Genomic DNA, 25,142 nt, shown 5'->3' on the forward strand with positions numbered 1-25,142 from the left:
GCCGCAGGTCGGGCAGCAGCGGCGCGGCCTCGACCTCGGGCTCGGCGGCGGGCAGAGCCGGGCGCGGGGTCAGACCCTTGAGCAACGCCGCCCGGGCCTCGGCCCCGGCGGGGTCGAGCCCCAGCTCGCGCCCGATCCGCCCCCAATCGCGCCGGGCAAAGAGCGGCAGCAGGCGCAGGGTCGCCGCCGCTTCATCCCGGCCCAGCCCCTTGTCCACCAGTTGCAGCAGCAGGCATTCGGTGACGTTGCGCGCGCCGATCCCGGGCGGATCGCAGCGATGCAGCGCGGCCAGCGCCTGTTCCAGCCGCTCCGGGTCGATGCCCTGCTCCTCGGCCAGCACCTCAAGATCGGTGTCCAGAAACCCGTCCGGCCCCAGTTCGGCAATGAGGAACAGCGCCAGCGCAGCGATCCCGCGCGGCAGGTCCATCCGCTCGATCTGCAGGCGCAGGTCTTCCTGAAACGGCGCGGACCGCGCCTGCGCGTCGATGTCCAGCCCCTCGAACGGGGCCGAGGGGCGGGACGCCGGACGGTCGAGCAACAGGAAGGGATTGCGCGCAGCCTCGCGGGCCAGTTCGTCGGCCAGCTCGCCCGGCCCCATGCGCAGCATGTTGAGCCTGAGCCGAACATCCGGGGTCAGCGCCAGCCGCTGCTGCTGGCGCAGCTCAAGCCGAGGGTTCAGCGCCATCGGGCACCTCCCCCGTCTTCAGCGGCCCCGTCTCTAGCGGAACGAGTCGCCCAGATAGACCCGGCGCACATCCGCATTGCCCACAACCTCGTCCGGCGTGCCGCTCATCAGCACGGTTCCATCATGAAGGATATAGGCGCGGTCGACGATCTCAAGGGTCTCGCGCACGTTGTGATCGGTAATCAGCACGCCGATGCCGCGCGCCGTCAGATCGCCCACCAGCCCGCGGATATCGCCCACCGCGATGGGATCGACCCCGGCGAAGGGTTCGTCCAGCAGCACGAAGGACGGGTTCGAGGCCAGACAACGCGCGATCTCGGCCCGCCGCCGCTCGCCGCCGGACAGCGCCAGGGCGGGCGACTTGCGCAGCTTCTCGATGCGGAATTCGTGCAGCAGCTCTTCCAGCCTTGCGGCGCGGGTGGCGCGGTCGGGCACGGCGATCTCCAGGATCGCCTTGATGTTGTCCTCGACGGAAAGGCCGCGAAAGATCGACATCTCCTGCGGCAGATAGCCGATGCCGAGCCGGGCGCGGCGATACATCGGCCAGCCCGTCACATCCAGCCCGTCGATCGAGACATGGCCGCCATCCACCGGCACCAGCCCCGCCACGCAATAAAAGCAGGTGGTCTTGCCGGATCCGTTCGGGCCCAGCAGCGCCACGACCTCACCCCGGTGCAGATCCAGGTCGATGCCGCGCAGGATCGGGCGGCGCTTGTAGCTTTTCTTCAGGCCACGGATGCGCAATCCGTCGGGCCGGGCGTCGGGTTCATCCATCGGTGGCGTCATTCCATGCGGATGATGGTCCGGACCCGGCCGATCATCCGGCCGGTCCCGGCCCTGAGATCGGCCACGAACCGTTCGCCCGACAACAGGTTCGTCCCCTGCACCAGCATCACCGCCCCGGTCATTTCCAGCGATTGCGTATCGAGGGAATAGACCGCCTCGCGCGATTCCAGCGCTTCGCTGGGCGTCGCCATGGTCACCCCGCCCGAGGCGACCAGACGGCTGATCCGCTGCTGCCCTTCGCGCGCGCCCGCGGCATATTCCAGCCTGAGCAACCCGGCCGAGATCCGCATCTCACCCTGCACCGCCAGCACGTTGCCGGAGAATTCGGTGGCGCCCGAGGTCTGGTCGACACTCAGCTGATCCGCCGTCACCTCCAGCGCCGAGCCGTCCAGCCTGAGCGACTGGCCGAAGCTGATCTGCACCCCCTCCTGCGCCGAGGCGGGAAGAGCGGCAAGCATCAGCACCGCAAGCAGTCGGAGGAAAAGACGCGGCATCAGGGGGCCCCTTGGCTTTCTGGCAGATAGTTCAACCGCACACCGCCCCCGAAAACAAGCACATAACCGGCGCCATCGGTGGAATCGGCCCGCATCTCCATGTTTCCGGCCTGGATTGTGCCTGCGGGTGCGGCCCCTTCGACAGCGCCCGGGGCGCGCACGCGGGTCGAATCTAGCAGCCCGTCCAGCCGCTCGGTCGCCAGCCGGTAGCCAGGGCTCACCGCGACTTCCAGCCCGCCGGCCAGCTCGAAACTGCCCCGGCCGCGGTCGATGATCCCGTCCTGCGCCTGGGCATGCATCGTCTCGCCGTCGCGGCCTTCGAGCTGCAGATCCAGCCCCGTCACCTCGAGCCGCATGGTCGCGCCGGGGTCGGAACGCGCGGTCTCGGCGACGATGGTCAGCGCCGCGCCATCCTCGGTCACACCGGCGAAACGGGCGCCCGACAGGCGCGGATCGCGGGCGCGGTCCTCGACGTCGATCTCGGCATTGGTGATGGCCTGCGTGGGATCGACCGTGCGGGCCAGCAGGAAGACCAGCGACAGCAGGGTCAGCGCGGTCAGCGGCAGCAGGACTTTCAGGATCCCGACGGTCCTGCTGTAGCCTGCCCTGCGCTGTCCGGGTTCCGCCAATGCCATGTCAGTGCGCGAAGATATCCACCTCGGGCCAGCCGCCAAGGTCGAGCTTGGCGCGCATCGGCAGGAAGTCGAAACAGGCCTGCGCCATCTCGGTCCGGCCCTCACGCGCCAGCATGCCCTCCAGCACCTCTTTCAGCCGGTGCAGGTAAAGGACGTCCGAGGCCGCGTAATCCTTCTGCGCCTGGGTGATTTCGACCGCGCCCCAGTCGCTGGATTGCTGCATCTTGGAAATGTCGACGTTCAGCAATTCCGAGAGCAGGTATTTCAGCCCGTGCCGGTCGGTATAGGTCCGCACCAGCTTGGAGGCGATCTTCGTGCACCAGACCGGCGCGGCCAGAACGCCGAAGCGATGCTCCATCACCGCGATGTCGAAGCGCCCGAAATGGAAGAGCTTCAGCACCTTGGGATCGGCCAGCAGACGGGTCAGGTTCGGCGCCTCGGTTTGCTCCTGACTGATCTGCACCAGATGCGCATTGCCGTCGCCGCCCGACAGCTGCACCAGGCACAACCGGTCGCGATGCGGGTTCAGGCCCATCGTCTCGCAGTCAATGGCCACCACCGGGCCGAGGTCCAGACCGTCGGGCAGATCGTTCTGGTAGAGGAAATTCGCCATGAGGAAGGTCTTTCGCCGGGAATGCGAACCCATCTAGTCCCGGGGGCGGGCCACGTCAATTCTGCGCGCCCCCGGGCCCCTGGCTGGCGGCGGGTTCAGCCCATCCGGTCCGAGGCATAGGCCCCGGGCGAGGCCGGGAAGACCACGGTGCGATGGCCGTTCTGGAAGACGCGATGCTGGGCATGGGCATGGACCGCCCGCGCCAGCACCTGCGCCTCGACATCGCGGCCGAGCGAGACGTAATCGGCCGGGTTCTGCGCATGGGTCACGCGCACCGTGTCCTGTTCGATGATCGGACCCTCGTCCAGATCGGCGGTGACGTAATGCGCCGTGGCGCCGATCAGTTTGACGCCGCGCTGATAGGCCTGCTTGTAGGGGTTCGCGCCCTTGAAGCTGGGCAGGAAGGAATGGTGGATGTTGATGATCCGCCCCGACATCTTGGTGCAGAGCGCATCGGACAACACCTGCATGTAGCGCGCCAGCACGATCAATTCGGCGCCCGAACCCTCGACCACCTCCAACAGCCGGGCCTCGGCCACGGGCTTGTTCTCCTTGGTGACGTTGATGTGCCAGAAGGGCAGGTCATGGTTCACCACCACCTTCTGATAGGTCATGTGGTTCGACACCACGCCGACCAGCTCCACCGGCAGGGCACCGATCCGCCAGCGATAGAGCAGGTCGTTCAGGCAATGACCGAAGTTCGACACCATCAGCAGCACCTTCATGCGGCCGCTGGTGTCATGGATCCCCCAATCCATGTCGAAAGCCTCGGCCACCGGGGCGAAGCCCGCGCGCAGGGCCTCGATGGTGGCCCCGGTCTCGGCGGCGAAGCTGATTCGGGTGAAGAACTTGCCGCTCTCCAGATCGTCGTACTGGGCGGCGTCGGTGATGTTGCATCCCGCCTCGGCCAGATAGCCCGAGATTGCGGCAACAATCCCGCGGCGCGAGGCGCAGCGGACGGTCAGAACGTAAGGAATCATGGCGGGGCTTCCTGAAGGGAGGGGCTGGCGTCGGTCGATCCTGAGGGATTCTGCGACGCGGCATAAGACCCCGACACAACGCCGGCGACACAAATCACGCGGCCTGCGACGCCGAAACCGAACCGCTGACGCCGATCGTCAACTTCGGTTCCCGCCCCGCCCCGTCAGCCCAGCGTGCGGCCGAAGAAATCCAGCGTCCGCTGCCAGGCCAGCGCTGCCGAGGGCGCGTCATAACTGGCCCGCTGGTCGCAGTTGAAGCCGTGGCCCGCGCCCTCGTAGACGTGGAACTCGGCCCCGGGCACGGCGGCGCGCACCGCCTCGTAATTCTCGGGCGGGATGCCAGTATCCTCGGCCCCGTAGTGGAATTGCACCGGGCAGCGCGGCGGCTGGGCGATCAGCTTGTTGACCATCCCGCCGTAGAAGCTGCTGGCGCCCGCGAAGCCTTCCAGCTGAGACGCCGCCGCATAGGCGACCGAGCCGCCCAGGCAGAAGCCGACGATCCCGGTCTTGCCCGCCCCCGCCAGATGGTCCCGCGCCGCCGCCACGTCGAGCAGGCATTTGCCCATGTCGAAGAGCGGGATCATGCCGCGGGCACGCGCCACCTCGTCGGGGGTATAGCCGGTCTGGAAATCGGGCTCGATCCGGTCGAAGACCGCCGGGGCAACGGCCCGGTAACCCGCCTCGGCCAGCCGGTCGCAGATCGAGCGGATATGGCTGTTGACGCCGAAGATCTCCTGCACGACGACAATGCCGCCCCGGGGCGCGCCCGCAGGCTCGGCCAGCCAGGCGCCCAGTTCGAAGCCGTCAGCGGCGGTGAGGGTGATATCGGTCATGCGGGCAACTCCTGCTTTTAGATGGCAGGGTGCCGAATAAAGCCGGGCGACGCCAGCCTGTTGTTTCCAGCCTCTTGTTCAGCGCGGCAGAGGCCCGGAAAAGCGAAACCCCGCAAGGCAGAACCTTGCGGGGCTTACGAGGACGCTTGGTGCCCAGAAGAGGACTCGAACCTCCACACCTTGCGGTACAGGTACCTGAAACCTGCGCGTCTACCAATTCCGCCATCTGGGCTGATTGCGTGAGCGGTGGATTATCCGGGGGCCGTGGGAGTGTCAACGGGGGCCACGAAAAAATCCGCGGCTCCGGCAAGAAATTTCCCGCGCCCCTCTCGCCGCAACGCAGCGACAGGCGGCGGCGCGGACCGCTTTGGACTTGTCCGCAAGGGGGGGCGGCGGTATTGAGCATCAAGTCTATAAAGGCGCGGAGGGCGAGATGACGAAACTGGTCACGATCCTGGGCGGTTCGGGCTTTGTCGGGCGCTATGTCGCGCGGCGCATGGCACAGGCCGGCTGGCGGGTTCGCGTCGCGACGCGGCGCCCGAACGAGCGGCTCTATGTCCGCACCTACGGCTTTGTCGGTCAGGTCGAGCCCGTGCTCTGCAACATCCGTGACGAGGCCTCGATTCGCGCCGTGATCCGCGGCGCCGATGCGGTGGTGAACTGCGCGGGCATCTTGCTGGAATCGGGCAAGAACACCTTCGACGCGGTGCAGGCCAAGGGCGCCGGCACCGTCGCCCGCCTCGCCGCCGAGGAAGGCGTGAAGCAGCTGGTGCATCTGTCGGCCATCGGTGCCGATGCCGAAGCCGAGAGCGATTATTCCCGTACCAAGGCCGAGGGCGAAGCCGCGGTTCTGGCCGCCTTCCCGGGCGCGGTGATCCTGCGGCCCTCGATCATCTTTGGCCCCGAGGACAATTTCTTCAACCGCTTCGCCGGGATGACGCGCTTCTCGCCGCTGCTGCCGATCGCCGGCGGCAAGACGCTGTTCCAGCCGGTCTATGTCGACGACGTGGCCGAAGCCGCCGTCAAGGGCGCGATGGGCGAGGCGCCGGCCGGTGTCTATGAACTGGGCGGCCCCGAGGCGATGAGCTTCCGCGCGCTGATGGCGATGATGCTGGACATGATCCGCCGTCACCGCATCATCGTGAACCTGCCGAACTGGCTGGCCAGCGTCACCGCGGCCCTGTTTGGCACGGCGCAATTCCTGACCGGGGGCCTGTTCACCAACCGCGTGCTGACCCGCGACCAGATCCGCGACCTGGGCCAGGACCGCGTCGTCACGCCGGGCGCCAAAGGTCTGGCCGATCTGGGCATCCGGCCGACGCCGATGGACCTGATCCTGCCGACCTATCTGTGGCGCTTCCGCCCGGCCGGTCAGTACGAGGCGATCAAGGAATCGGCGAGCGGGCTGCGCGGGCAGGAATAAGCCCGCGCCCCCTGTCCGGCCTCAGGCATAGGCCATCCACAACAGCACCACCCCCAGCACGATCCGGTAGATCACATAGGGGGTGAAGCTGACGGCGGCCAGAAACCGCATCATCAGCTTCAGCGCGATCAGCGCCGCCACGAACGAGATCGTGGCGCCGATCAGCCCGTCCAGCGCGGCGCGGGCATTGGCCGTCTCGACCAGATCCAGCGCCGTCAGCACGCCCGAAGCCATGATCGTCGGGATCGACATCAGCATGCTCAGCCGCGCCGCGTCGTGCCGCTCGAACCCCAAGAAGCGCGCGCCGGTGATGGTGGCACCCGACCGCGAGGTGCCGGGGATCAGCGCCACCGCCTGCCACAGGCCCAGCACCACCGCGTCGCGCAGCGTCCAGCTTTCGGCCCGGCGCTGTTCGCTGCCCATCTTGTCGGCGGCATAGAGCACCACGCCGAAGCCCAGCATGGTCCAGCCGATCACCGCCATCGAGCGCATGCTGTCGACCAACCCGGTCACCTTCAGCACCAGCCCCAGCAGGATGACGGGAATCGTCGCCACGATCAGCAGGAAGGCCATCCGCGCGCCCGGCGAATCAAGCCGCCCGCGCGCCAAGTCCGGCAGCCCGCGCCAGACCTGAGCGACATCCTGCCGGAAGTAGAGCATCACCGCCAGCAGCGTCCCCACATGGACGCTCACATCCAGCGCAACCCCCTGATCCTGCAGCCCGGTGAGCTGCGGAAACAGGATGAGATGGGCCGAGCTGGAGATCGGCAAGAACTCGGTAATGCCTTGAATTAACGCGAGAATAAAGATGTGATAAAGGGGCATGAAGGCCATCCAGACTGGAGTCGGCGGCACCTTACGCCGTTTTATGAAAAGCGGAAGTGACAAATGGTAGGTAAGTCATGCTGACATATTTTCATGCAACACCCTCCAGATTCGACCACTTGCGAGGAAAATAAGTTGGATATAGGTAACTCATACTGACTTTTATTGCGGCGCGGTTCGGAGTATGCCAGCGCGACATTTCGGGAGGCCCAGCCATGGCAACACAGCGCATGCTTCAGTTCGTCACCAAGTCGAAGCAGATGCCCAGCAAGCGGGCGGCCGACGAGCGGCGCGAGGACTTCGCCGAGATCTACCGCGAATTCGCCGCCGAGAAGGCCGAGGAGCAGGCAAGCCGCTGCAGCCAATGCGGCGTGCCCTATTGCCAGACGCATTGCCCGCTGCACAACAACATCCCCGACTGGCTGATGCTGACCGCGACCGGCCGGCTGCAGGAAGCCTATGAGCTGAGCCAGGCGACCAACACCTTCCCCGAAATCTGCGGCCGCATCTGCCCGCAGGACCGGCTCTGCGAAGGCAATTGCGTCATCGAGCAATCGGGCCACGGCACCGTCACCATCGGCGCGGTCGAGAAATACATCACCGATACCGCCTGGGAAAACGGCTGGGTCCAGCCCGGCAAGCCGATGGTCGAACGTGACCAGTCGGTCGCCATCATCGGCGCGGGTCCGGGCGGTCTGGCCGCGGCGGACAACCTGCGCCGCGCCGGCATCCAGGTCACCGTCTATGACCGCTATGACCGCGCGGGCGGCCTGCTGACCTATGGTATCCCCGGCTTCAAGCTGGAAAAGCCGGTCGTCATGCGCCGGATCGAACAGCTGGAAGCGGCGGGCGTGCAATTCGTGCTGAACTGCACCGTCGGCCAGGACATCAGCTTCGACGCGATCCGCGGCAAGCATGACGCGGTGCTGATCGCCACCGGCGTCTACAAGTCGCGCGACCTGGAAGGTCCGGGCGCGGAACTGGGCGGCATCGTCAAGGCGCTGGACTATCTGACCGCCTCGAACCGCAAGAGCTTTGGCGACGAGGTGCCGAATTTCGACTCGGGCCTGCTGAACGCCGAGGGCAAGCGCGTCGTCGTCATCGGCGGCGGTGACACCGCCATGGATTGCGTGCGGACCGCCGTGCGTCAGGGCGCGACCTCGGTCAAGTTGCTCTACCGGCGCGACCGCGACAACATGCCCGGCTCGCAGCGCGAGGTGCAGAACGCCGAAGAAGAGGGCGTCGATTTCGTCTGGCTGACCGCCCCCGCCGGGTTCGAGGGCGAGGACAGCGTGTCCGGCGTCGTGGTGCAGAAGATGCGTCTGGGCACGCCCGACGCCTCGGGCCGCCGCTCGCCGGAACTGATCGAGGGCGCCGATTATCTGGAACCCGCCGATCTGGTCATCAAGGCGCTGGGTTTCGAGCCCGAGGCCCTGCCGACCCTCTGGGGTGTGCCGGAACTGACCGTGACGCGCTGGGGCACGATTCGCTGCGACCATGCCACGCATGCGACCAGCCTGCCCGGCGTCTATGCCGTGGGCGATATCGTGCGCGGCGCCTCGCTGGTGGTCTGGGCGATCCGCGACGGGCGCGAAGCGGCCGAGTCGATCCTGTCCTATCTGGCCCAGCCCGCGGCGGTGGCTGCGGAATGATCCAGGCGCGGCACCCTGCGCGCCCTGCCCTGACCCGTCGCGGCCTTGCCGCGGCCGGGCTGGGTATGGCCGTGCTGGTGGCCGCCAGCGCCGCGCGGGCCGAGGATTTCGTCCCGCCGTCGAACTGCACGGCCTATCTGGCGGTGCAAAGCCGCTCCTGTACCGTCTCGCACCATTACACCTGCGCGGATTCGCCGGGCGACCTGTGGCGCATGGATTTCGACGAGGCGGGCGCCTTCTACCTCGGCCTGATCAATGACGAGGCCCAATGGGTCGAAAGCCGCGGACTGCCGGACGGCAGCCTGTCGCGAACGATCTTCCCGGCCCGCGACGAATCCTCGGTCACGACGCTGCTGGAAACCGGCTATGACGACTGGGATTTCGACGAGATCCGCGATGGCGAGCAGATCCGCGTCACCGGCTTTGACCGCCTGACCGGCGAGACCGCGGTGATCGACGGCGAGGAATTGCTGCGGACCGAGTTCGAGACGCAGTATTACGATGCGGCCGGCCTGCTCATCAGCACGACGACCGGCCGCGAATACGTCTCGGCCACGCATCGGCGGTTCTTTTCGGGGATCCGCACCTGGCGCTCGGGCGATCAGGAAGACACCACCGACAGCTCGCCGGCGGAATTCCTCTATCCCGGCGATCCGGGCTTTGCCTCGACCCAGCCGCGGCACAATTGCGGGCCGATGCTGAGCGCCCTGCCCTTGGCGGAGGATCACGCATGATCGAGACCAGAACTGGTGGCTGCCTCTGCGGCGCCGTGCGCTTCGAGGCCGACCTCACCAAGCGCGAATTCGGCGCCTGCCATTGCGAGATGTGCCGCCGCTGGACCGGCTCGGCGCTGCTGGGGATGACCGTGCCCACCGGCAACATTCGCTGGACCGGCGAGGAGCATATCGCCACCCGCCAGACCAGTTCCTGGGCGATGCGCGCTTGGTGCCGCGACTGCGGCTCGAACCTTTATTTCCGGGTTACCGCCGACAGCGAATGGGCGGGCGATACCGAGATTCCCATTGGCCTGTTCGACGATGCGAACGGGCTGACCCTGTCCAACGAGATCTACATCGACCACAAACCCGACAGCTACAGCTACGCGGGTGAGGGGCGAACCCTGTTGACCCGGCAGGACTGCATCGACCGATTCAGCCAGCTTGCCAGCGAGTGAGAAGGAGACTGCCATGACCGTCTATGATGAAAACTGGGTCGCGGCCGAAGAAGCCAAGCGTCAGTGGATGGATGCCAACGGTCTGTACAAGACCGATGACGAGCATGCCTCCTGCGGCGTCGGCCTCGTCGTCTCGATCAACGGCAAGCCCTCGCGGCAGGTCGTCGTCAACGGCATCAACGCGCTGAAAGCGGTCTGGCACCGGGGCGCGGTCGATGCCGACGGCAAGACCGGCGACGGCGCGGGCATCCATGTGCAGATCCCGGTCCCCTTCTTCCACGACCAGGTGCGCCGCACGGGTCACGAGCCCGACCTCGACGCGCTGATCGCCGTGGGCCAGGTCTTTCTGCCGCGCACCGATTTCGGCGCGCAGGAGCGCTGCCGCACCATCGTCGAGGCCGAAGTGCTGCGGATGGGCTATTACATCTATGGCTGGCGCCACGTGCCGGTCGATACCTCGGTTCTGGGCGAGAAGGCCAACGCCACCCGCCCCGAGATCGAGCAGATCCTGATCAAGAACACCAAAGGCACGGACGAAGAGACCTTCGAGCGCGAGCTCTATGTCATCCGCCGCCGGATCGAGAAGGCCGCCGCCGCGCAGCAGATCCAGGGCCTGTATCTGTGTTCGCTGTCCTGCCGCTCGGTGATCTACAAGGGGATGATGCTGGCCGAGCAGGTCGCCGTCTTCTACCCCGACCTGATGGACGAGCGTTTCATCTCGTCCTTCGCGATCTATCACCAGCGCTATTCGACCAACACCTTCCCGCAATGGTGGCTGGCCCAGCCGTTCCGCATGCTCGCCCATAACGGCGAGATCAACACGCTGAAGGGCAACGTCAACTGGATGCGGTCGCACGAAATCCGCATGGCCTCGTCCGCCTTCGGCGAGATGGCCGAGGATATCAAGCCGATCATCCCGGCGGGCACCTCGGATTCGGGCGCGCTGGACGCGGTGTTCGAGGTTCTGGTGCGCTCGGGCCGTTCGGCGCCGATGGCCAAGACCATGCTGGTGCCCGAAGCCTGGTCCAAGGCCACGGTCGAGCTGCCGCAGGCCTGGCAGGATATGTATTCCTATTGCAACTCGGTGATGGAGCCCTGGGACGGCCCGGCGGCGCTGGCCATGACCGATGGCCGCTGGGTCTGCGGCGGCCTCGACCGCAACGGCCTGCGTCCGATGCGCTATGTGGTGACCGGCGACGGCATGCTGATCGCGGGCTCGGAAACCGGGATGGTGCCGGTCGACGAGATGACCGTGCGCGAAAAAGGCGCCCTCGGCCCGGGCCAGATGATTGCCGTCGACATGAAAGAGGGCAAACTCTACCGCGACGTGGCGCTCAAGGACCGTCTGGCCGCCAGCCAGCCCTTCGGCGAATGGACCGACAAGATCGTCGAGCTGAACAAGCTGCTGGCCGATGTGCCGGAACTGCCGATGTTCGACGGCGAATCGCTGCGCCGCCGCCAGATCGCTGCCGGCTATTCGATGGAAGAGGTCGAGCAGGTCCTGACGCCGATGGCCGAGGACGGCAAGGAAATGATCGCCTCGATGGGCGATGACACGCCCGCCGCGGTCCTCAGCAAGGTCTACCGCCCGCTGAGCCATTTCTTCCGCCAGAACTTCAGCCAGGTGACCAACCCGCCGATCGACAGCCTGCGCGAAAGCCGGGTGATGTCGCTGAAGACCCGCTTCGGCAACCTCAAGAACGTGCTGGACGAAAGCAGCGCGCAGACCGAGATCCTGGTGCTCGAATCCCCGTTCATCGCCAACGAGGAATTCAAGGTCATGGTCCGCCAGTTCGGCGACGGCGTGGCGATGATCGACTGCACCTTCGAGGATGGCGCAGGCGAGGACGCGCTGCGTCAGGGGCTGGAGCGGATCCGCGCCGAGGCCGAGGATGCCGTGCGCTCGGGCAATTCGCACATCGTGCTGACCGATGAGAAGCAGGACCCCGGCCGGGTCGCCATGCCGATGATCCTGGCCACCAGCGCCGTGCATTCCTGGCTGACCCGCAAGGGGCTGCGGACCTTCACCTCGATCAATGTCCGGGCCGCCGAATGCATCGACCCGCATTACTTCGCGGTGCTGATCGGCTGCGGCGCGACCACGGTGAACCCCTATCTGGCGCAGGACACCATCGCCGACCGCATCAGCCGCGGCCTGATCGAGGGCTCGCTGGTCGACGCGATGCGCCGCTACCGCGACGCCATCGACGCGGGCCTGCTGAAGATCATGTCGAAGATGGGGATCTCGATCATCTCGTCCTATCGCGGCGGGCTGAACTTCGAGGCCGTGGGCCTTTCCCGCGCCATGGTCGCCGAGTATTTCCCCGGCATGCACAGCCGTATCTCGGGCATCGGTCTGCACGGCATCCAGATGAAGGTCGAGGAAGTGCACGACAAGGGCTGGAAGGCCCCGGTCGGCCCGCTGCCGGTCGGCGGCTTCTACAAGGCGCGCCGCTCGGGCGAGAAGCACGCCTGGGAAGCCCAGACGATGCACCTGCTGCAAAACGCCTGCGAGCGCGCCTCCTATGACCTGTGGCGCAAGTATACCGCGGCGCTGCAGGCGAACCCGCCGATCCATCTGCGCGACCTGCTGGACTTCAAGCCGCTGGGCCGTCCGCTGCCCATCGAGGAGGTGGAATCCATCACCTCGATCCGCAAGCGCTTCGTCACCCCGGGCATGTCGCTGGGCGCGCTGAGCCCTGAGGCGCACAAGACCCTTAACGTCGCCATGAACCGGATCGGCGCCAAGTCGGACAGCGGTGAGGGCGGCGAGGATCCGGCACATTTCTTCCCCGAGCCCAACGGCGACAATCCGTCGGCCAAGATCAAGCAGGTGGCCTCGGGCCGGTTCGGCGTCACCGCCGAATACCTGAACCAGTGCGAAGAACTGGAGATCAAGGTCGCGCAGGGCGCCAAGCCCGGCGAGGGTGGCCAGCTGCCCGGCATGAAAGTGACCGAGCTGATCGCGCGGCTGCGGCATTCCACCAAGGGCGTGACGCTGATCTCGCCCCCGCCGCACCACGACATCTATTCGATCGAAGACCTCGCGCAGCTGATCTACGACCTCAAGCAGATCAACCCGCGGGCCAAGGTGACGGTCAAGCTGGTGGCCTCCTCGGGCGTCGGCACGATTGCCGCCGGTGTGGCGAAAGCCAAGGCCGACGTGATCCTGATCTCGGGCCACAACGGCGGCACCGGCGCCAGCCCGGGCACCTCGATCAAATACGCGGGCCTGCCGTGGGAGATGGGCCTGACCGAGGCGCATCAGGTCCTCGCCATGAACAACCTGCGCGACCGGGTGACGCTGCGCACCGACGGCGGTCTGCGCACCGGGCGCGACATCGTCATGGCGGCGATGCTGGGGGCCGAGGAATTCGGCATCGGCACCGCGGCGCTGATCGCCATGGGCTGCATCATGGTGCGTCAGTGCCAGTCGAACACCTGCCCGGTGGGCGTCTGCACCCAGAACCCGGAACTGCGCGCCAAGTTCACCGGCAACGCCGACAAGGTGGTGAACCTGATCACCTTCTACGCCTCGGAAGTGCGGGAAATCCTCGCCTCGCTGGGCGCGCGGTCGATTGACGAGATCATCGGCCGGGCGGATCTGCTGGCGCAGGTCAGCCGCGGGTCGGCGCATCTCGATGACCTTGACCTCAACCCGCTGCTGATCACCGTCGATGGCGCGCGCTCGATCCGCTACGACCGCGACAAGCCGCGCAACGCCGTGCCGGACACCCTGGACAGCGAAATCATCCGCGACGCCGCCCGCTTCTTCGAGGAAGGCGAGAAGATGCAGCTGAGCTATGCGGTGCGCAACACGCACCGCACGGTCGGCACCCGCGCCGCCAGCCACATCGTCAAGAAGTTCGGAATGCGCAATGCGCTGCAGCCCGATCACCTGACGGTCAAGCTGGCGGGCTCGGCCGGTCAGTCGCTGGGCGCCTTCGCGGTGCGCGGGCTGAAGCTGGAAGTCTTCGGCGATGCCAACGATTACGTGGGCAAGGGGCTGTCGGGCGGGCTGATCGTGGTGCGTCCGCGCATGTCCTCGCCGCTGAAAGCCTCCGAGAACACGATCATCGGCAACACGGTCCTTTATGGCGCCACCGACGGCAAACTCTTCGCCGCCGGTCGCGCGGGCGAGCGCTTCGCCGTGCGCAACTCCGGCGCCTCGGTGGTGGTCGAGGGCTGCGGCTCGAACGGGTGCGAGTACATGACCGGCGGGGTCGCCGTGATCCTCGGCTCGATCGGCGCCAACTTCGGCGCCGGGATGACCGGCGGCATGGCCTATGTCTATGACCCCGAAGGCGCGGCCGAGAACCTGATCAACATGGAATCGCTGGTCACCTGCCCGGTGACGGTGGCGCATTGGGAAGATCAGCTGAAGTCGCTGCTCGAACAGCACGTGGCCGAGACCGAAAGCGCCAAGGGCGCCGAGATCCTGCGCCGCTGGGATGTGGAGAAGGCGAATTTCCTCCAGGTATGCCCGAAGGAAATGCTGGTCCACCTGCCGCACCCGCTGGCCCACGAGGCCCAGGCGATGCCGGCGGAATGACGCCGTAGGGTGCGTGCTCGCACGCACCGCTTATCAACGAAAAAAGGGGCCGCCACCGCGGCCCCTTTCCTTTTGTCCGGCTGACGGATCACTCCATCGGCACTTCCTGCATCGTGTCGCCGTCGATCTCGGCCAGCGTGTTCCAATGCCCTTCGCCGACCTGGCTGATGAAGATGTTGTTGGCGCCCTGATGGCCGGTGCCGAAGTTGATATGCGTGCCCAGCAGCGGATCGTCGTAATCGAGCGCTTCCATCGCCGCGACGAAGCCCTCGGTCGTCAGGTCCGGTCCGGCGGCTTCCAGCGCCATCACCATCTGTTCGGCGGCCGTGTAGCCCAGCATGGCAAAGCCCGAGGCCGGCTGGCCATAGCGCGCTTCATAGGCGGCGATGAAGGCGGCCGGGGCCTCTTCATCGGCGCGGGCCCGCAGGTCCTGCCACCCGGCCGAGGCATAGAGCCCGTCGGTCACGCCGCCCGGCACCATGGCCACCGGCTCCAGGAACCCGGCCGAGGAGGTGAGGAAGCTCACGTCGGTCCAGCCCAGCCGCTTGGCGGTGCCGACCACGGTGATCCCCTGCCGCACGCCCAGCGCCTGGGTGACGATCTGGCAGCCCGCGTCGCGCAGACGGCTGACGGCGCCGACGAAATCTTCCTCGTCGGGGCGGTGGGTGGTCTCTTCGCCGAAGGTCAGGCCCAGCCGCTCGGCCGCCTCATGCGAGGCCAGCGCGATCTCCTCGCCGAAATCGGTCGGCAGGTACATCGCGCAGACGGTCGTGGCGCCGGTGGTGTTGTGCAGATATTCGACCCCGGCCTGGATCTGATCGTAATAGCTGGAGAAGCCGGTGAAGTTCATGCCGGGCGGGTCGGGCAGGATCGCCCGGGCCGCGGTCAGCGGGTTCAGGTTCGGCACACCCCGGCGTTCCATCAGCGGGTAATGCGCCAGATTATGCGGCGTGCCCAGGTTCAAGAGCATGGCGAAGACGCCGTCCCGCTCGATCAGTTTGTTGTAGGCCTGGGTGGCGCGGGGCAGCTGATAGCCGTGATCCTCGACGATGTAGCGGATCATGCGGCCATGCACGCCGCCGTTTTCGTTCACCATGTCGATATAGAGGTTGGCGCCGTTCACCGCGGGCGTCGAGACCGCCGCGAACACGCCCGACAGGTCATGCGCGCCGCCGATCAGGATCTCAGTATCGGTGACGCCGCGCGTCTGCGCACCGGCGCCGGCAGCCAGCGCCGTGAAGGCGGCCGCCGTCAGAAGCATCTTGGTCGTCGTCATGTCTTCCTCCCCTTTCGGACCCCCGCGGGGCCCCTTTGCGATCGTCAATACATGGCGTCGATCAGCGCCTTGTGCCGCTGCTCGACGGTTGCGCGTTTCAGCTTCATCGTGGCCGTAAGCTCCTCATCCTCGGCCGTCAGAAGCACGTCGATCAGGCGGAAATCCTTGATCTGCTCGACGCGCGCGAACTCCTTGTTCACCTCCTCCACCTCGCGGCGGATCAGGTCCAGCACCGGCTCGGCGCGGCACAGCGAGCGGAAGTCGCTGAACGGCACCTTGTGGTCCTGGGCGTATTTTTCGACGTTTTCCTGATCGATCATGATCAGGCAGGTCAGATACTTGCGGCGGTCGCCGATGATCACCGCATCTGAGATGTAATGGCTGAACTTCAACCGGCTCTCGATCTCGGCCGGGGTGATGTTCTTGCCGCCCGCGGTGATGATGATGTCCTTCATCCGGCCGGTGATGGTGACGAAGCCCTGGTTGTCGATGCGGCCGACGTCGCCGGTGCGCATCCAGCCGTCCTCGGTAAAGGCCTCGGCGGTCTTGTCGGGCTTGTTCAGATAGCCGGTGAAGACGTTGAGCCCCTTCACCTGGATCTCGCCATCCGGGGCGATCCGCGTCTCGATCCCGGCGCAGGTCTGGCCGATGGAGCCGACCTTGTTGGCCCCCGGCAGGTTGATCGTGCCGATGCCCGAGGTTTCGGACATGCCCCAGCCCTCGTAGACCGGGACGCCGATGGCGAAATACCAGCGCAGAAGATCGGGCGAGATCGGCGCGGCGCCGGTCAGGCCGTGGATGATGCGGTCCATCCCCAGCATGCGGCGCAGATTGGCCAGCACCAGGAAATCCCAGATCCGGTAGCGCAGCGCCACGCCCGCGGGCACCGGCCGGTCGTCCAGCAGGCATTCCGCCCGTGCCCGCCCCGCCTTCAGCGCCTGGGCGAAGGCCCAGCGCCCGATCAGCGTGCTTTCCTGCGCCATCAGCAACACGCGGGAATAGATCTTTTCCCAGACCCGCGGCACGGCCACGAAGCCATGCGGCGAGATTTCCCGCAGGTTGTCGAAGACCGTCTCCGGGCTTTCGGCGAAATTCACCGTCGAAGAGACGATGAGCGGCGTGTAGAGCGAGACGATGCGTTCGAGGATATGGCAGAGCGGCAGGAAGCAGAGCTGTTCCGCGCCCTTGGTGAAGGGCAGGTTGTAGAGGCTGACCTCCATCCCGGCCATGATGTTTTCCTGCGTCAGCATCACCCCCTTGGGGTTGCCCGTGGTGCCCGAGGTATAGATCAGCACCGCCGTATCGCCCGGCTGCACCGCGTCGATGGCGGCATCGAATTCGGCGGCCGAGCCACCCCTGCCCCGCTCGACCAGATCGCTGAGGAACAGGCATTTCTCATGCTGGAAGTCGTGCAGGCCGACCTTGTCGAAGATCACGACCTGCTTGAGGCCCGGCATTTGCCCCTCGACCGCCAGAAACTTGTCGAGCTGTTCGTCATTCTCGACGAACAGGATCTGGGTGTCGCTGTCATTGACCAGATAGGCCAGCTGCGACGGCGAATCGGTGGTGTAGACGCCCGAGGAAATCGCCCCCAGGCATTGCGCGGCCATGTCGCACTGGATCCATTCCAGCCGGTCCTCGGACAGGATCGAGATCACCTGCCCCTTCTGCAACCCGAGCGCCCGCATGCCGAGCGCGATCTCGCGGACGCGGTCCAGGTAATCGGCCCAGGAATAGGCCTGCCAGATGCCCAGCTCCTTGGCCCGGTGCGCGGTGGCGCTGCCGTTCTCCTGGCAGCGGGCGCGCAGCAGGGCGGGAATGGTGGTGTGGCCGTCGATATGCACCGGGCGCTGGCCCGGCTGGGCGTTGACGCGGACGCCCTTGATAACCGTCTGGGGAAGCGTGCTCATCGCCAGGTCTTCCTCTTTTTCCAGCGCCGCTCGCCCCGCGCGCCTTCGTTGGCGTGGCCCAGATAGAAACTGCGGATATCCTCGGAGGCCGCGAGCTTCTCGGCGGTGTCCGACATGACGATGCGGCCCAGCTCCATCACATAGCCCTGATCGGCCAGATCCAGCGCCACGGCGGCGTTCTGTTCGACCAGCATCATCGTCACGCCCTCGTCCTGGTTGAGGCGCCGCAGGATGGTGAAGATCTCCTGCGTGAGAAGCGGCGACAGGCCGAGGCTGGGCTCGTCCAGCAGCATGATCTTCGGGCGCAGCATCAGCCCCCGGCCGATGGCCAGCATCTGCTGTTGCCCGCCGGACATGGTGCCCGCCTCCTGCCCCCGGCGTTCGGCGAGGATCGGGAAATAGCTGAACACCATGTCCCGGTCGCGGGCGATCTCGGCCTTGTCGTGGCGGGTATAGGCGCCGAGCGCGAGGTTTTCCTCGACCGTCAGCAGCGGGAAGACCTCGCGCCCCTCGGGCACCTGCACGATGCCGCGGCGCACCACCTGATGCGGCTCGCGGCCCTGGATTTCCTCGCCTTCGAACAGGATCTGGCCCTTCTCGGGGTCCATGATGCCGGAAATCGTCTTCAGGAGCGTCGTCTTGCCCGCACCATTGGCGCCCAGCACGGTGACGACCTGACCCTTGTGAACCTCAAGGCTGACGCCCCGGATCGCCATGATCGGGCCGTAGAAGGTTTCGAGGTTCCGCACCTCCAGCAGCGCGCTCATACCCGCACCCCCGCCGCGTTCGCGGTTTTCGAGATGGCCGAGGTCCCGAGATAGGCCTCGATCACCGCCGGATGCGCCTGCACCTCGGCGGGCGTGCCCTCGGCCAGCTTGGCGCCATCGGCCAGCGCCAGCACCCGGTCGCAGACCTTGCTGACCAGCCCCATGTCATGCTCGACCATCAGCACGGTGATACCCATCTGGCGGCGGATGTCGTCGATCCACCAGCGCATGTCCTGCGTTTCCTCGACCGAGAGGCCCGAGGCGGGCTCGTCCAGCAGCAAGAGCCGGGGCTTGGTGGATAGCGCGCGGGCCAGCTCCACCACCTTGCGGACGCCATAGGGCAGGCCGGCGATGCGCGTGTCGCGGTAAGGCTGCAGGTCCAGAAAGTCGATCACCTCCTCGACCGCGTGGCGATGCTCGCGTTCCTCCTGCCGGATGCGGCCGGTGAACAGCATCTGCTCGACCAGCGTGCTGCGCCGGTGCCGGTGCCGCCCGACCAGCAGGTTCTGCAACACCGTCGCCATCTCGAAGAGTTCGATGTTCTGGAAGGTCCGGGCGATGCCGAAATTGGCGATCTCATGCGCCTTGTGGTTCAGCAGGTTGTGCCCGTCGAAGGTGATCGACCCCGACACCGGCCGATAGAAACGCGAAATCATGTTGAAAACGGTGGATTTCCCGGCGCCGTTCGGCCCGACCAGGGCAAAGACCTGCCCCTCCTCCACCGCCATGCTGAGGTTGTTGACCGCCGTCACGCCGCCGAACTTGAGCGTCACGCCATCGAGGGAGAGCAGGCTCATCTCAGGCGCTCCGTCTTCAGATAGGATTTCTGGCGGCGGAACATGTCGCGGCGGGCGAAGGGGAAGAGCTGCAGCCAGGTGCGGATCTTCAGCCAGCGACCGTAAAGCCCCATCGGCTCGAACAGGATGAAGGCGATCAGGATCATGCCGAAGACGCCCGTCTCCAGCCCGGGGATCGAGGTGGAGCCCAGCTGATCGGTAACGATGGACAGGAGTTGCGGCAGGAAGGCGATGACGATCGCGCCGAGGAAGGCACCGTGGATGAAGCCCAGGCCGCCGATGATGATCGCCATCAGCAGCTGGATCGAGATCAGGAAGTTGAACGTCTCATTGTTGAAGGCCCCGGCGAAAAGGCCCATCAGCGCGCCCCCCAGCCCGGCAAAGGCGCAGCTCAACCCGAAGGCCAGCGTCTTGGTGCGGGCGACGTCCACCCCCATCGCCTGGGCCGAAATCTCGGAATCGCGGACGGCGGCGAAGGAGCGGCCCAGCGGCGAGCGCAGCAGGTTTCGGTAGAAGAAGGTCACCATCAGCGCCGTGCCCAGCGCGAGGTAATACCAGGTCTCGGGCGCGGCCCAGCGGTTGATCTCGATGCCGAAGATCCAGATCTCGGGCGCGAAATAGCCGTTCACGCCGCCGGTCCAGGGGGACAGGATGACGATCAGGTCGTCCATCAGGATCGACAGCGCCAGGGTGAAGATCGCCAGATAGACGCCATGCAGCCTGAGCGCCGGGATGGCGATGATCCCGCCGATGATGCCGGTGAACACCCCGGCCAGCAGGAAGGCCGCGAGGAACGGCAGCCCCAGCTCCATGAAGTTGACGCAGGAATAGGCCCCCATCGCCATGAAGGCGGAGTGGCCCAGACTCACCTGCCCGGTCTGCCCGGTCAGCAGCATCAGCCCCAGCCCCGCCACCGCCCAGATCAGCACGTTGGTCATCTCGCCCAGATAGAAGCTGTCGATCACCCAGGGCAGGGCCAGCAGCACCAGCAGGAGCGCCGCGTAGAGCGAGAAGTTCCACCAATCGGGGAACAGGCGGATGTCGTGGTCGTAACTGGTCTTGAAATGAAACCGCATCCGCTCAGACCTTCTTCACGCGGACCTGCGCGAACAGCCCGTGCGGGCGGAACACCAGAACCAGGATGAGCAGCGCATAGGGCGCGATCTGCGAATAACCGGCAGGGAAATAGCGCGCGGCGAAAGGTTCGATGATGCCGACGATCAGGCCGCCCATCAGCGCGCCGGGCAGCGAGCCGAATCCGCCGATCACCGCCGCGGCGAAGGCCTTGATGCCGATGAACCCGGCCGAGATGGCCAGCGTCCCCTTGGACGCATAGAGGATCCCCGCCACACAGGCGACGACACCCGCCAGCGCCCAGACCGCGCCCTGCACCCGTTTGACCGGGATGCCCATGTAATAGGCCGCCATCTGATTCTGGCTGGCGGCCTGCATGGCCAGGCCCAGCTTGGTGCGCTGGAAGAATTGCCACAGGCCCAGCGTCATGGCGAGCGTGACGATGATCACCGCGATATCGGCCATCGACAGCACCACGCCACCCATCCGCACGTCGCCCAGCGCCAGGGGCGAATGCAGGTTCTGCGGCTCGTGCCCCCAGATGACCCCCGCGACGAAGCGAATCACGAAGCCCAGCGCGATGGTCAGGATCACCACCGCCGTCTGGCTCTGCCCGAACATGAAGCGCAGGATGGCGATGTCCAGCAGATAGCCCAGCGCCCCCATGATCAACAGCGCCAAGGGCACGGCCAGCCAGAAGTTCAGGCCCATGTATTGCGGGTTGACCAGGCCCACCATGACGAAGGCGCCCAGCATCATCAGATCGCCCTGGGCGAAGTTCACGGCCTCGGTCGCCTTGTAGATCAGCACGAATCCCAAGGCGACGAGACCGTATACGCAGCCGTTCGCGAGACCGCTTAACAGCAGTTGCAGCACATCCATGGATGGTCCTCCCAGACCCGCGTCGCCCCTGACCCGGCGTTGGCCGCCGGTGCCGGTCCTCCGGACGCGTCAATCCAGAATTGCTGCAACCCTCCTGCGATTCAACCGTTTTTCGACCGGTTGGGAAAAAGCGACGTCGGGGAACCCTGCGTCCCGACACCATGGCAAAAGTGTGGCAAAGGTTTGCACACATTTGGATTTGTAGCCCCGGCGGAAACAAAACTCTTCTTCTGCGTGCATTGCGGGGTTATTCTTCACGTGTGTTCGACCGTATTTTTCGCTGCCCTGACCAGTACGGGTCGTATCGATCTGCTGCAAAGCTAACCTTTGGGGGTTCTCATGCCAAATCTCGCTGCCGAAAAGTTCAACCCTGAATTGCTCTCGCTGTTCAGGGACTCAACTCTCGGCCTTTATCTGGACGGCTTCGAGGATGAGATCTTCGCCCGTGGCCGCGTCCGTCACCTTGCCCCCGGCGCCCATCTGGAAATGACCGGCGATGCGCCGCTCAATGTCGTGCTCGACGGTCGTCTGGCCGGTGCGCGGGGCTGGTACGGGCCCGGCAACCATTTCGGCGCCGACCAGAACGACCTTCTGGCGGTCGACATGCCGGCCCGCGTCTGGTCGCTGGACAGCCAGAACGCCAGCCGCGAGCAGCACCGCATCATCGCCAAGGCGCTGATCGGCGCCGATGCCGCCGAACTGGCCGCGACCCCCCCCGACCACCTGCCCGACCCCGAGACGCTGTGTAACCACGAACACCCCGAGATCCGCCGTCAGGCCGCCCGTCTGCGCCGCGCCACCCCCGCCAGCACCGCCGAGGCGATCCTGAAGTTCGTCCACGCCATGCCCTACCGCTTCGGCGCCTGGCAGGAGCGCGCCTCGGACACGCTGGTGCGCGGCGTCGGCATGTGCACCACCAAGACCAACCTGCAGGTCGCGCTGATGCGGGCCGCGGGGCTCGAGGCCGGTTTCGCCGAAATTCCGATTTCCACCAGTGTGTTGGGCAAGCTGATGCCGACCGGCTGGCTGGCCCTGCAACGCCCGACCGTGCGCCATTACTTCGGCGCGGTGAAGCTGGGCGGGCGCTGGCACGGGGCGGATGCCTCCTACGATTACGCCAGCTACCGCATCTTCCTGGAGATGTTCCCCTGGATGGCGCCGCGCGAAGAGCCGGTCCTGACCGAGGGCAGCCCCTACATCCCGTCGATGGAGATCCAGCACCTCGACCTCTTCGACATCACGGTCGTGCCCTCAATCGCCGAGGAGATGGGCAAGCGCAGCCGCTTCCTGACCCGTCATTTCGAGGCGCTGAACACCCGCGTAGACCGTGCCCGCGGGGCGCATCTGAAATGGCGTCCGGGCCTCGACCAGACGGCCCAGACCAGCGCGCAGGATGACGAGGTGCGTGCATGAGCCTTTACGACTGGGACTTCCGGGCGCCCACGCCGTCGAGCATGGGCGACCACGACGTGCCGCGCGCCTCGGACCGGCTGGCGGGCAAGCGCATCGCGCTGCTCGTCACCGGCGGCATCGCGGCGATGAAGACCCCGGAAGTCGCGCGCGGCCTGCGCCGCCACGGGGCCGAGGTCGTGGCCTTCGCCAGCGAGGACGCGCTGCGCTACGTCGCGCGTGAGGCGCTGGAATGGGCGACGCTGGGTCCGGTGGTGACCGGCCTGACCTGGCGGGCCGAGCATCTGAGCGATTCGCAGCCCTTCGACGCCTATCTGCTGGCCCCCGCCACCCATTCGACCATCGCCAAGATGGCGCATGGCATCGGCGATTCGGTCGTCACCTCGACGCTGATCTCGGCTTTGGGACGGATGGAACAGGGCCGCGCGCAGGTTCTGGTCGCGCCGACCATGCACGGCACGATGCATAACGCGCAGCTGGTGGACAATGCCCGCCGTCTGGCCGCGCAGGGCGTGCATCTGATCGCGCCGCGCGACGCCTATGGCAAGCACAACCTGCCCGATACCGAGTTCCTCTGCATCGCGGTCGGCCGGGCGCTCAGCCAGTCGCGGCTGCGCGGGCGGCGGATCATGGTCACGGCGGGCCCCACCCCGGTGCCGATTGACGGTGTGCGGCGCATCGTCAACCGCTTCCGCGGGCGTCTGGGCGCGCAGGTGGCCGAGGAACTGACCTGGCGCGGGGCCGAGGCCGAGCTGATCCTCGGCGATGGCGCCTGGCGGCCGAAGACGCCGATGCCGATCACCGTGACCCGCACCTATGACGAATACCGCGACACGGTGGTCGAGCGGGTCAAGGCCGGGGTCTGGGCCGGGGTCTTTTCGGCAGGCGTCGCCGATTACCGGCCGAAACAGGCGGTGCAGGGCAAGATCGCCTCGGGCCAGTCCAGCCTGATGCTGGAACTGGAGCCGACCGAGAAGGTCATCGACATGGCCATGGCCGCCGATCCCGACATGCACACCGTCGCCTTCAAATACCTCGAAGGCGTCAGCGAGGAGGAACTGGTCCGCGTCGCCGCCAAGCGGCTCGACCGCGCGGGCGTTGTCGTCGCCACGCGGGGCGAGGATACCCGCGGCACCGACCAGCGCGCGTTGATGGTCTATCCGCATGGCGTCACCCCGATCGAGAACAAGCGGGCCATCGCCAGCGCGATTGCCGACCACCTGGAAGGCCTGGCCGGGCAAGCGGCGATGCTGAACGCTGCCGAATAGCCCCGCAAAACGACCGGCACGGCCCCCGTCCCGCCCCTTCCCTCGGGGGGCGGGACGGTCTTTTCCGGGGGACCGCGTCGCGGTCAGATCATGCGGATCACGTCCTTCTCGACGGCCAGCATGTAGCCCTGTCGGGGAATGTTGCGCACCAGAAGCTCGCTGACGATCTGGTTGCCCAGCGAATCGCGCAGCCGCTTGATGCGGGTGGCGCCCGCCGCTTCCTCGCAATCCGACTCGCGGCGTCCGGTGATCACCGCTTCCAGCGAGGTGCCGGTCAGCATCTCGTCATCCATCCGCGCCTCGGCCAGCACCGCCAGCGCCTCGACCGCGGCTTCGGTCAGGTTGAATTCCAGATCGTTGATATAGACCTTGCGCTCGGACCGGCTGATCACCAGCGAGGACACCTGGATCCCGGTCTTCTGCACCACGGCCAGCTTGCGGTTGAGGGCGATCAGCGCCAGCACCAACACCAGCGAGGTGATCAAGAGCAGGCTGGCGAAGACGATCAGCACGAAGATCACGCCGCGGTAGCTGACCAGCACCTCGGTGAAGGTGGTGCCCGACTGCGCCAGGATTTCGAGCAGCCGCAGCTCCGCCTGCCCGGTCAGGTCGGAATTCTCGGCAAATATCTGCAGGACGCGGGCGTTGAACTCGTTGGTGTCCGGCAGGTTCAGGAACAGCAGAATGGCGGCCGCCGCCAGGATGAGGACGATGGCCGCCAGACCGAGCTGAATCGCCCGGGACCCGCCGCGGGTGAGGGAATTCTCAGTAAGAGAGGTAGTGTCCACCGGTATAGCCCGAGTTTGCTGGCGCAGAGTTGCTGGTCACTGTGGACACAATATTCTGCAAGGTCCAGCCGGACGACGACAGGCGGGATTGAAGATATTGCGAGGCGGCCTGCGCGCTGCAGCTGTTTCCGGGGATCTGGGCGACCCCATAGGCCAATTGCACCGGGTTCTGACGCGATGCGCGGTATTCCGCAAAGCAGGCAGCCTGGGCGGGAAGGGCCAGCGTTACCAGCAGGGCCAGGGAGAGAATCGGCAGTTTCATGCGCATGTCGGGGTCCTTCGGGGGAATGGCGGGATCTTCGGCAAAGATGCGCCGAC

22 protein-coding genes, 1 tRNA gene and 1 pseudogene are annotated in these 25,142 nt (G+C 66.3%); 7 read left to right on the top strand and 17 right to left on the bottom strand.

The features are described from left to right. The 8 genes and pseudogenes from VDQ18_RS10395 to VDQ18_RS10430 form a co-directional block, all read right to left on the bottom strand. Positions 1–685 (bottom strand): annotated as a pseudogene (locus VDQ18_RS10395) (hypothetical protein); the annotation flags it as partial. 33 nt (positions 686–718) lie between these two features. Then, the gene (gene lptB / locus VDQ18_RS10400) at positions 719–1,459 is read right to left on the bottom strand and encodes an LPS export ABC transporter ATP-binding protein (protein ID WP_323020872.1); all 741 of its coding nucleotides are present in this window, start codon (positions 1,457–1,459) and stop codon (positions 719–721) included. Positions 1,460–1,467: 8 nt separating this feature from the next. Further along, complete coding sequence (locus VDQ18_RS10405; protein ID WP_323020873.1) at positions 1,468–1,965, bottom strand: LptA/OstA family protein; 498 nt, start codon at positions 1,963–1,965, stop codon at positions 1,468–1,470. After that, complete coding sequence (locus tag VDQ18_RS10410; protein ID WP_323020874.1) at positions 1,965–2,600, bottom strand: hypothetical protein; 636 nt, start codon at positions 2,598–2,600, stop codon at positions 1,965–1,967. Before VDQ18_RS10410 ends, VDQ18_RS10405 begins: the two co-directional genes overlap by 1 nt. A gap of 1 nt (position 2,601) precedes the next feature. Then, the gene (locus VDQ18_RS10415; RefSeq protein WP_323020875.1) at positions 2,602–3,213 is read right to left on the bottom strand and encodes a ribonuclease D; all 612 of its coding nucleotides are present in this window, start codon (positions 3,211–3,213) and stop codon (positions 2,602–2,604) included. Between the two features lie 95 nt (positions 3,214–3,308). Beyond that, the gene (purU, locus tag VDQ18_RS10420; RefSeq protein WP_323020876.1) at positions 3,309–4,193 is read right to left on the bottom strand and encodes a formyltetrahydrofolate deformylase; all 885 of its coding nucleotides are present in this window, start codon (positions 4,191–4,193) and stop codon (positions 3,309–3,311) included. 164 nt (positions 4,194–4,357) lie between these two features. Then, complete coding sequence (locus VDQ18_RS10425) at positions 4,358–5,026, bottom strand: dienelactone hydrolase family protein (RefSeq protein ID WP_323020877.1); 669 nt, start codon at positions 5,024–5,026, stop codon at positions 4,358–4,360. Positions 5,027–5,173: 147 nt separating this feature from the next. Further along, positions 5,174–5,258, bottom strand: a tRNA-Leu gene (locus tag VDQ18_RS10430). A gap of 201 nt (positions 5,259–5,459) precedes the next feature. Between VDQ18_RS10430 and VDQ18_RS10435 the strand changes: the two genes are divergently transcribed. Next, complete coding sequence (locus tag VDQ18_RS10435) at positions 5,460–6,449, top strand: complex I NDUFA9 subunit family protein (RefSeq protein ID WP_323020878.1); 990 nt, start codon at positions 5,460–5,462, stop codon at positions 6,447–6,449. A 21-nt stretch (positions 6,450–6,470) separates the two neighbouring features. Here VDQ18_RS10435 and VDQ18_RS10440 read toward each other — a convergent pair whose 3' ends face one another. Continuing rightward, complete coding sequence (locus VDQ18_RS10440) at positions 6,471–7,274, bottom strand: undecaprenyl-diphosphate phosphatase (RefSeq protein ID WP_323020879.1); 804 nt, start codon at positions 7,272–7,274, stop codon at positions 6,471–6,473. A gap of 215 nt (positions 7,275–7,489) precedes the next feature. Between VDQ18_RS10440 and VDQ18_RS10445 the strand changes: the two genes are divergently transcribed. Genes VDQ18_RS10445 through gltB form a run of 4 tightly spaced genes read left to right on the top strand, consistent with a single transcriptional unit; the run spans position 7,490 to position 14,652 of the window. Then, on the top strand, positions 7,490–8,926 hold the full coding sequence (locus VDQ18_RS10445) for an NAD(P)-dependent oxidoreductase (RefSeq protein WP_323020880.1): 1,437 nt from the start codon (positions 7,490–7,492) through the stop codon (positions 8,924–8,926). After that, on the top strand, positions 8,923–9,660 hold the full coding sequence (locus VDQ18_RS10450) for a hypothetical protein (protein WP_323020881.1): 738 nt from the start codon (positions 8,923–8,925) through the stop codon (positions 9,658–9,660). The genes VDQ18_RS10445 and VDQ18_RS10450 overlap by 4 nt, the downstream gene beginning before the upstream one ends. Beyond that, positions 9,657–10,100 (top strand): GFA family protein, encoded by a 444-nt coding sequence (locus VDQ18_RS10455; protein WP_323020882.1) that lies wholly within the window; start codon positions 9,657–9,659, stop codon positions 10,098–10,100. Before VDQ18_RS10450 ends, VDQ18_RS10455 begins: the two co-directional genes overlap by 4 nt. A 13-nt stretch (positions 10,101–10,113) precedes the next feature. After that, positions 10,114–14,652, top strand: a complete 4,539-nt coding sequence (gene gltB / locus VDQ18_RS10460; RefSeq protein ID WP_323020883.1) for a glutamate synthase large subunit — start codon at positions 10,114–10,116, stop codon at positions 14,650–14,652. A gap of 88 nt (positions 14,653–14,740) precedes the next feature. Here gltB and VDQ18_RS10465 read toward each other — a convergent pair whose 3' ends face one another. Genes VDQ18_RS10465 through VDQ18_RS10490 form a run of 6 tightly spaced genes read right to left on the bottom strand, consistent with a single transcriptional unit; the run spans position 14,741 to position 21,358 of the window. Continuing rightward, a complete protein-coding gene (locus VDQ18_RS10465) occupies positions 14,741–15,928 on the bottom strand; it encodes an ABC transporter substrate-binding protein (protein ID WP_323020884.1) in 1,188 nt (395 codons plus the stop codon). Between the two features lie 44 nt (positions 15,929–15,972). Next, a complete protein-coding gene (locus VDQ18_RS10470) occupies positions 15,973–17,838 on the bottom strand; it encodes a long-chain fatty acid--CoA ligase (protein WP_323020885.1) in 1,866 nt (621 codons plus the stop codon). Further along, positions 17,835–18,605, bottom strand: a complete 771-nt coding sequence (locus VDQ18_RS10475) for an ABC transporter ATP-binding protein (RefSeq protein ID WP_107751475.1) — start codon at positions 18,603–18,605, stop codon at positions 17,835–17,837. The genes VDQ18_RS10470 and VDQ18_RS10475 overlap by 4 nt, the downstream gene beginning before the upstream one ends. Next, positions 18,602–19,402, bottom strand: coding sequence for an ABC transporter ATP-binding protein (locus VDQ18_RS10480; protein WP_323020886.1), 801 nt, complete (start codon positions 19,400–19,402; stop codon positions 18,602–18,604). Before VDQ18_RS10480 ends, VDQ18_RS10475 begins: the two co-directional genes overlap by 4 nt. Further along, the gene (locus VDQ18_RS10485; protein ID WP_323020887.1) at positions 19,399–20,478 is read right to left on the bottom strand and encodes a branched-chain amino acid ABC transporter permease; all 1,080 of its coding nucleotides are present in this window, start codon (positions 20,476–20,478) and stop codon (positions 19,399–19,401) included. The genes VDQ18_RS10480 and VDQ18_RS10485 overlap by 4 nt, the downstream gene beginning before the upstream one ends. Before the next feature lie 4 nt (positions 20,479–20,482). After that, positions 20,483–21,358, bottom strand: coding sequence for a branched-chain amino acid ABC transporter permease (locus VDQ18_RS10490; protein WP_323020888.1), 876 nt, complete (start codon positions 21,356–21,358; stop codon positions 20,483–20,485). A gap of 339 nt (positions 21,359–21,697) precedes the next feature. Between VDQ18_RS10490 and VDQ18_RS10495 the strand changes: the two genes are divergently transcribed. Further along, positions 21,698–22,771: a transglutaminase family protein gene (locus VDQ18_RS10495; RefSeq protein ID WP_323020889.1), complete on the top strand. Its 1,074-nt coding sequence runs from the start codon at positions 21,698–21,700 to the stop codon at positions 22,769–22,771. Continuing rightward, positions 22,768–24,036, top strand: a complete 1,269-nt coding sequence (locus VDQ18_RS10500; protein ID WP_323020890.1) for a phosphopantothenoylcysteine decarboxylase — start codon at positions 22,768–22,770, stop codon at positions 24,034–24,036. The genes VDQ18_RS10495 and VDQ18_RS10500 overlap by 4 nt, the downstream gene beginning before the upstream one ends. Before the next feature lie 83 nt (positions 24,037–24,119). Here the strand turns inward: VDQ18_RS10500 and VDQ18_RS10505 are convergent, their stop codons facing one another. Both VDQ18_RS10505 and VDQ18_RS10510 read right to left on the bottom strand, forming a co-directional pair. Further along, complete coding sequence (locus tag VDQ18_RS10505; protein WP_107751481.1) at positions 24,120–24,830, bottom strand: hypothetical protein; 711 nt, start codon at positions 24,828–24,830, stop codon at positions 24,120–24,122. Beyond that, on the bottom strand, positions 24,802–25,092 hold the full coding sequence (locus VDQ18_RS10510) for a hypothetical protein (RefSeq protein ID WP_323020891.1): 291 nt from the start codon (positions 25,090–25,092) through the stop codon (positions 24,802–24,804). Before VDQ18_RS10510 ends, VDQ18_RS10505 begins: the two co-directional genes overlap by 29 nt. Positions 25,093–25,142 lie beyond the last annotated feature (50 nt).

Source organism: Pararhodobacter sp. (assembly GCF_034676075.1).
Taxonomy (GTDB): domain Bacteria; phylum Pseudomonadota; class Alphaproteobacteria; order Rhodobacterales; family Rhodobacteraceae; genus Pararhodobacter.

Bases quoted from the DNA above. Each gene is read 5' to 3' on its own strand.
- lptB (WP_323020872.1), bottom strand. From the start codon at position 1,459: ATGGATGAACCCGACGCCCGGCCCGACGGATTGCGCATCCGTGGCCTG.
- VDQ18_RS10405 (WP_323020873.1), bottom strand. From the start codon at position 1,965: ATGCCGCGTCTTTTCCTCCGACTGCTTGCGGTGCTGATGCTTGCCGCT.
- VDQ18_RS10410 (WP_323020874.1), bottom strand. From the start codon at position 2,600: ATGGCATTGGCGGAACCCGGACAGCGCAGGGCAGGCTACAGCAGGACC.
- VDQ18_RS10415 (WP_323020875.1), bottom strand. From the start codon at position 3,213: ATGGCGAATTTCCTCTACCAGAACGATCTGCCCGACGGTCTGGACCTC.
- purU (WP_323020876.1), bottom strand. From the start codon at position 4,193: ATGATTCCTTACGTTCTGACCGTCCGCTGCGCCTCGCGCCGCGGGATT.
- VDQ18_RS10425 (WP_323020877.1), bottom strand. From the start codon at position 5,026: ATGACCGATATCACCCTCACCGCCGCTGACGGCTTCGAACTGGGCGCC.
- VDQ18_RS10435 (WP_323020878.1), top strand. From the start codon at position 5,460: ATGACGAAACTGGTCACGATCCTGGGCGGTTCGGGCTTTGTCGGGCGC.
- VDQ18_RS10440 (WP_323020879.1), bottom strand. From the start codon at position 7,274: ATGCCCCTTTATCACATCTTTATTCTCGCGTTAATTCAAGGCATTACC.
- VDQ18_RS10445 (WP_323020880.1), top strand. From the start codon at position 7,490: ATGGCAACACAGCGCATGCTTCAGTTCGTCACCAAGTCGAAGCAGATG.
- VDQ18_RS10450 (WP_323020881.1), top strand. From the start codon at position 8,923: ATGATCCAGGCGCGGCACCCTGCGCGCCCTGCCCTGACCCGTCGCGGC.
- VDQ18_RS10455 (WP_323020882.1), top strand. From the start codon at position 9,657: ATGATCGAGACCAGAACTGGTGGCTGCCTCTGCGGCGCCGTGCGCTTC.
- gltB (WP_323020883.1), top strand. From the start codon at position 10,114: ATGACCGTCTATGATGAAAACTGGGTCGCGGCCGAAGAAGCCAAGCGT.
- VDQ18_RS10465 (WP_323020884.1), bottom strand. From the start codon at position 15,928: ATGACGACGACCAAGATGCTTCTGACGGCGGCCGCCTTCACGGCGCTG.
- VDQ18_RS10470 (WP_323020885.1), bottom strand. From the start codon at position 17,838: ATGAGCACGCTTCCCCAGACGGTTATCAAGGGCGTCCGCGTCAACGCC.
- VDQ18_RS10475 (WP_107751475.1), bottom strand. From the start codon at position 18,605: ATGAGCGCGCTGCTGGAGGTGCGGAACCTCGAAACCTTCTACGGCCCG.
- VDQ18_RS10480 (WP_323020886.1), bottom strand. From the start codon at position 19,402: ATGAGCCTGCTCTCCCTCGATGGCGTGACGCTCAAGTTCGGCGGCGTG.
- VDQ18_RS10485 (WP_323020887.1), bottom strand. From the start codon at position 20,478: ATGCGGTTTCATTTCAAGACCAGTTACGACCACGACATCCGCCTGTTC.
- VDQ18_RS10490 (WP_323020888.1), bottom strand. From the start codon at position 21,358: ATGGATGTGCTGCAACTGCTGTTAAGCGGTCTCGCGAACGGCTGCGTA.
- VDQ18_RS10495 (WP_323020889.1), top strand. From the start codon at position 21,698: ATGCCAAATCTCGCTGCCGAAAAGTTCAACCCTGAATTGCTCTCGCTG.
- VDQ18_RS10500 (WP_323020890.1), top strand. From the start codon at position 22,768: ATGAGCCTTTACGACTGGGACTTCCGGGCGCCCACGCCGTCGAGCATG.
- VDQ18_RS10510 (WP_323020891.1), bottom strand. From the start codon at position 25,092: ATGCGCATGAAACTGCCGATTCTCTCCCTGGCCCTGCTGGTAACGCTG.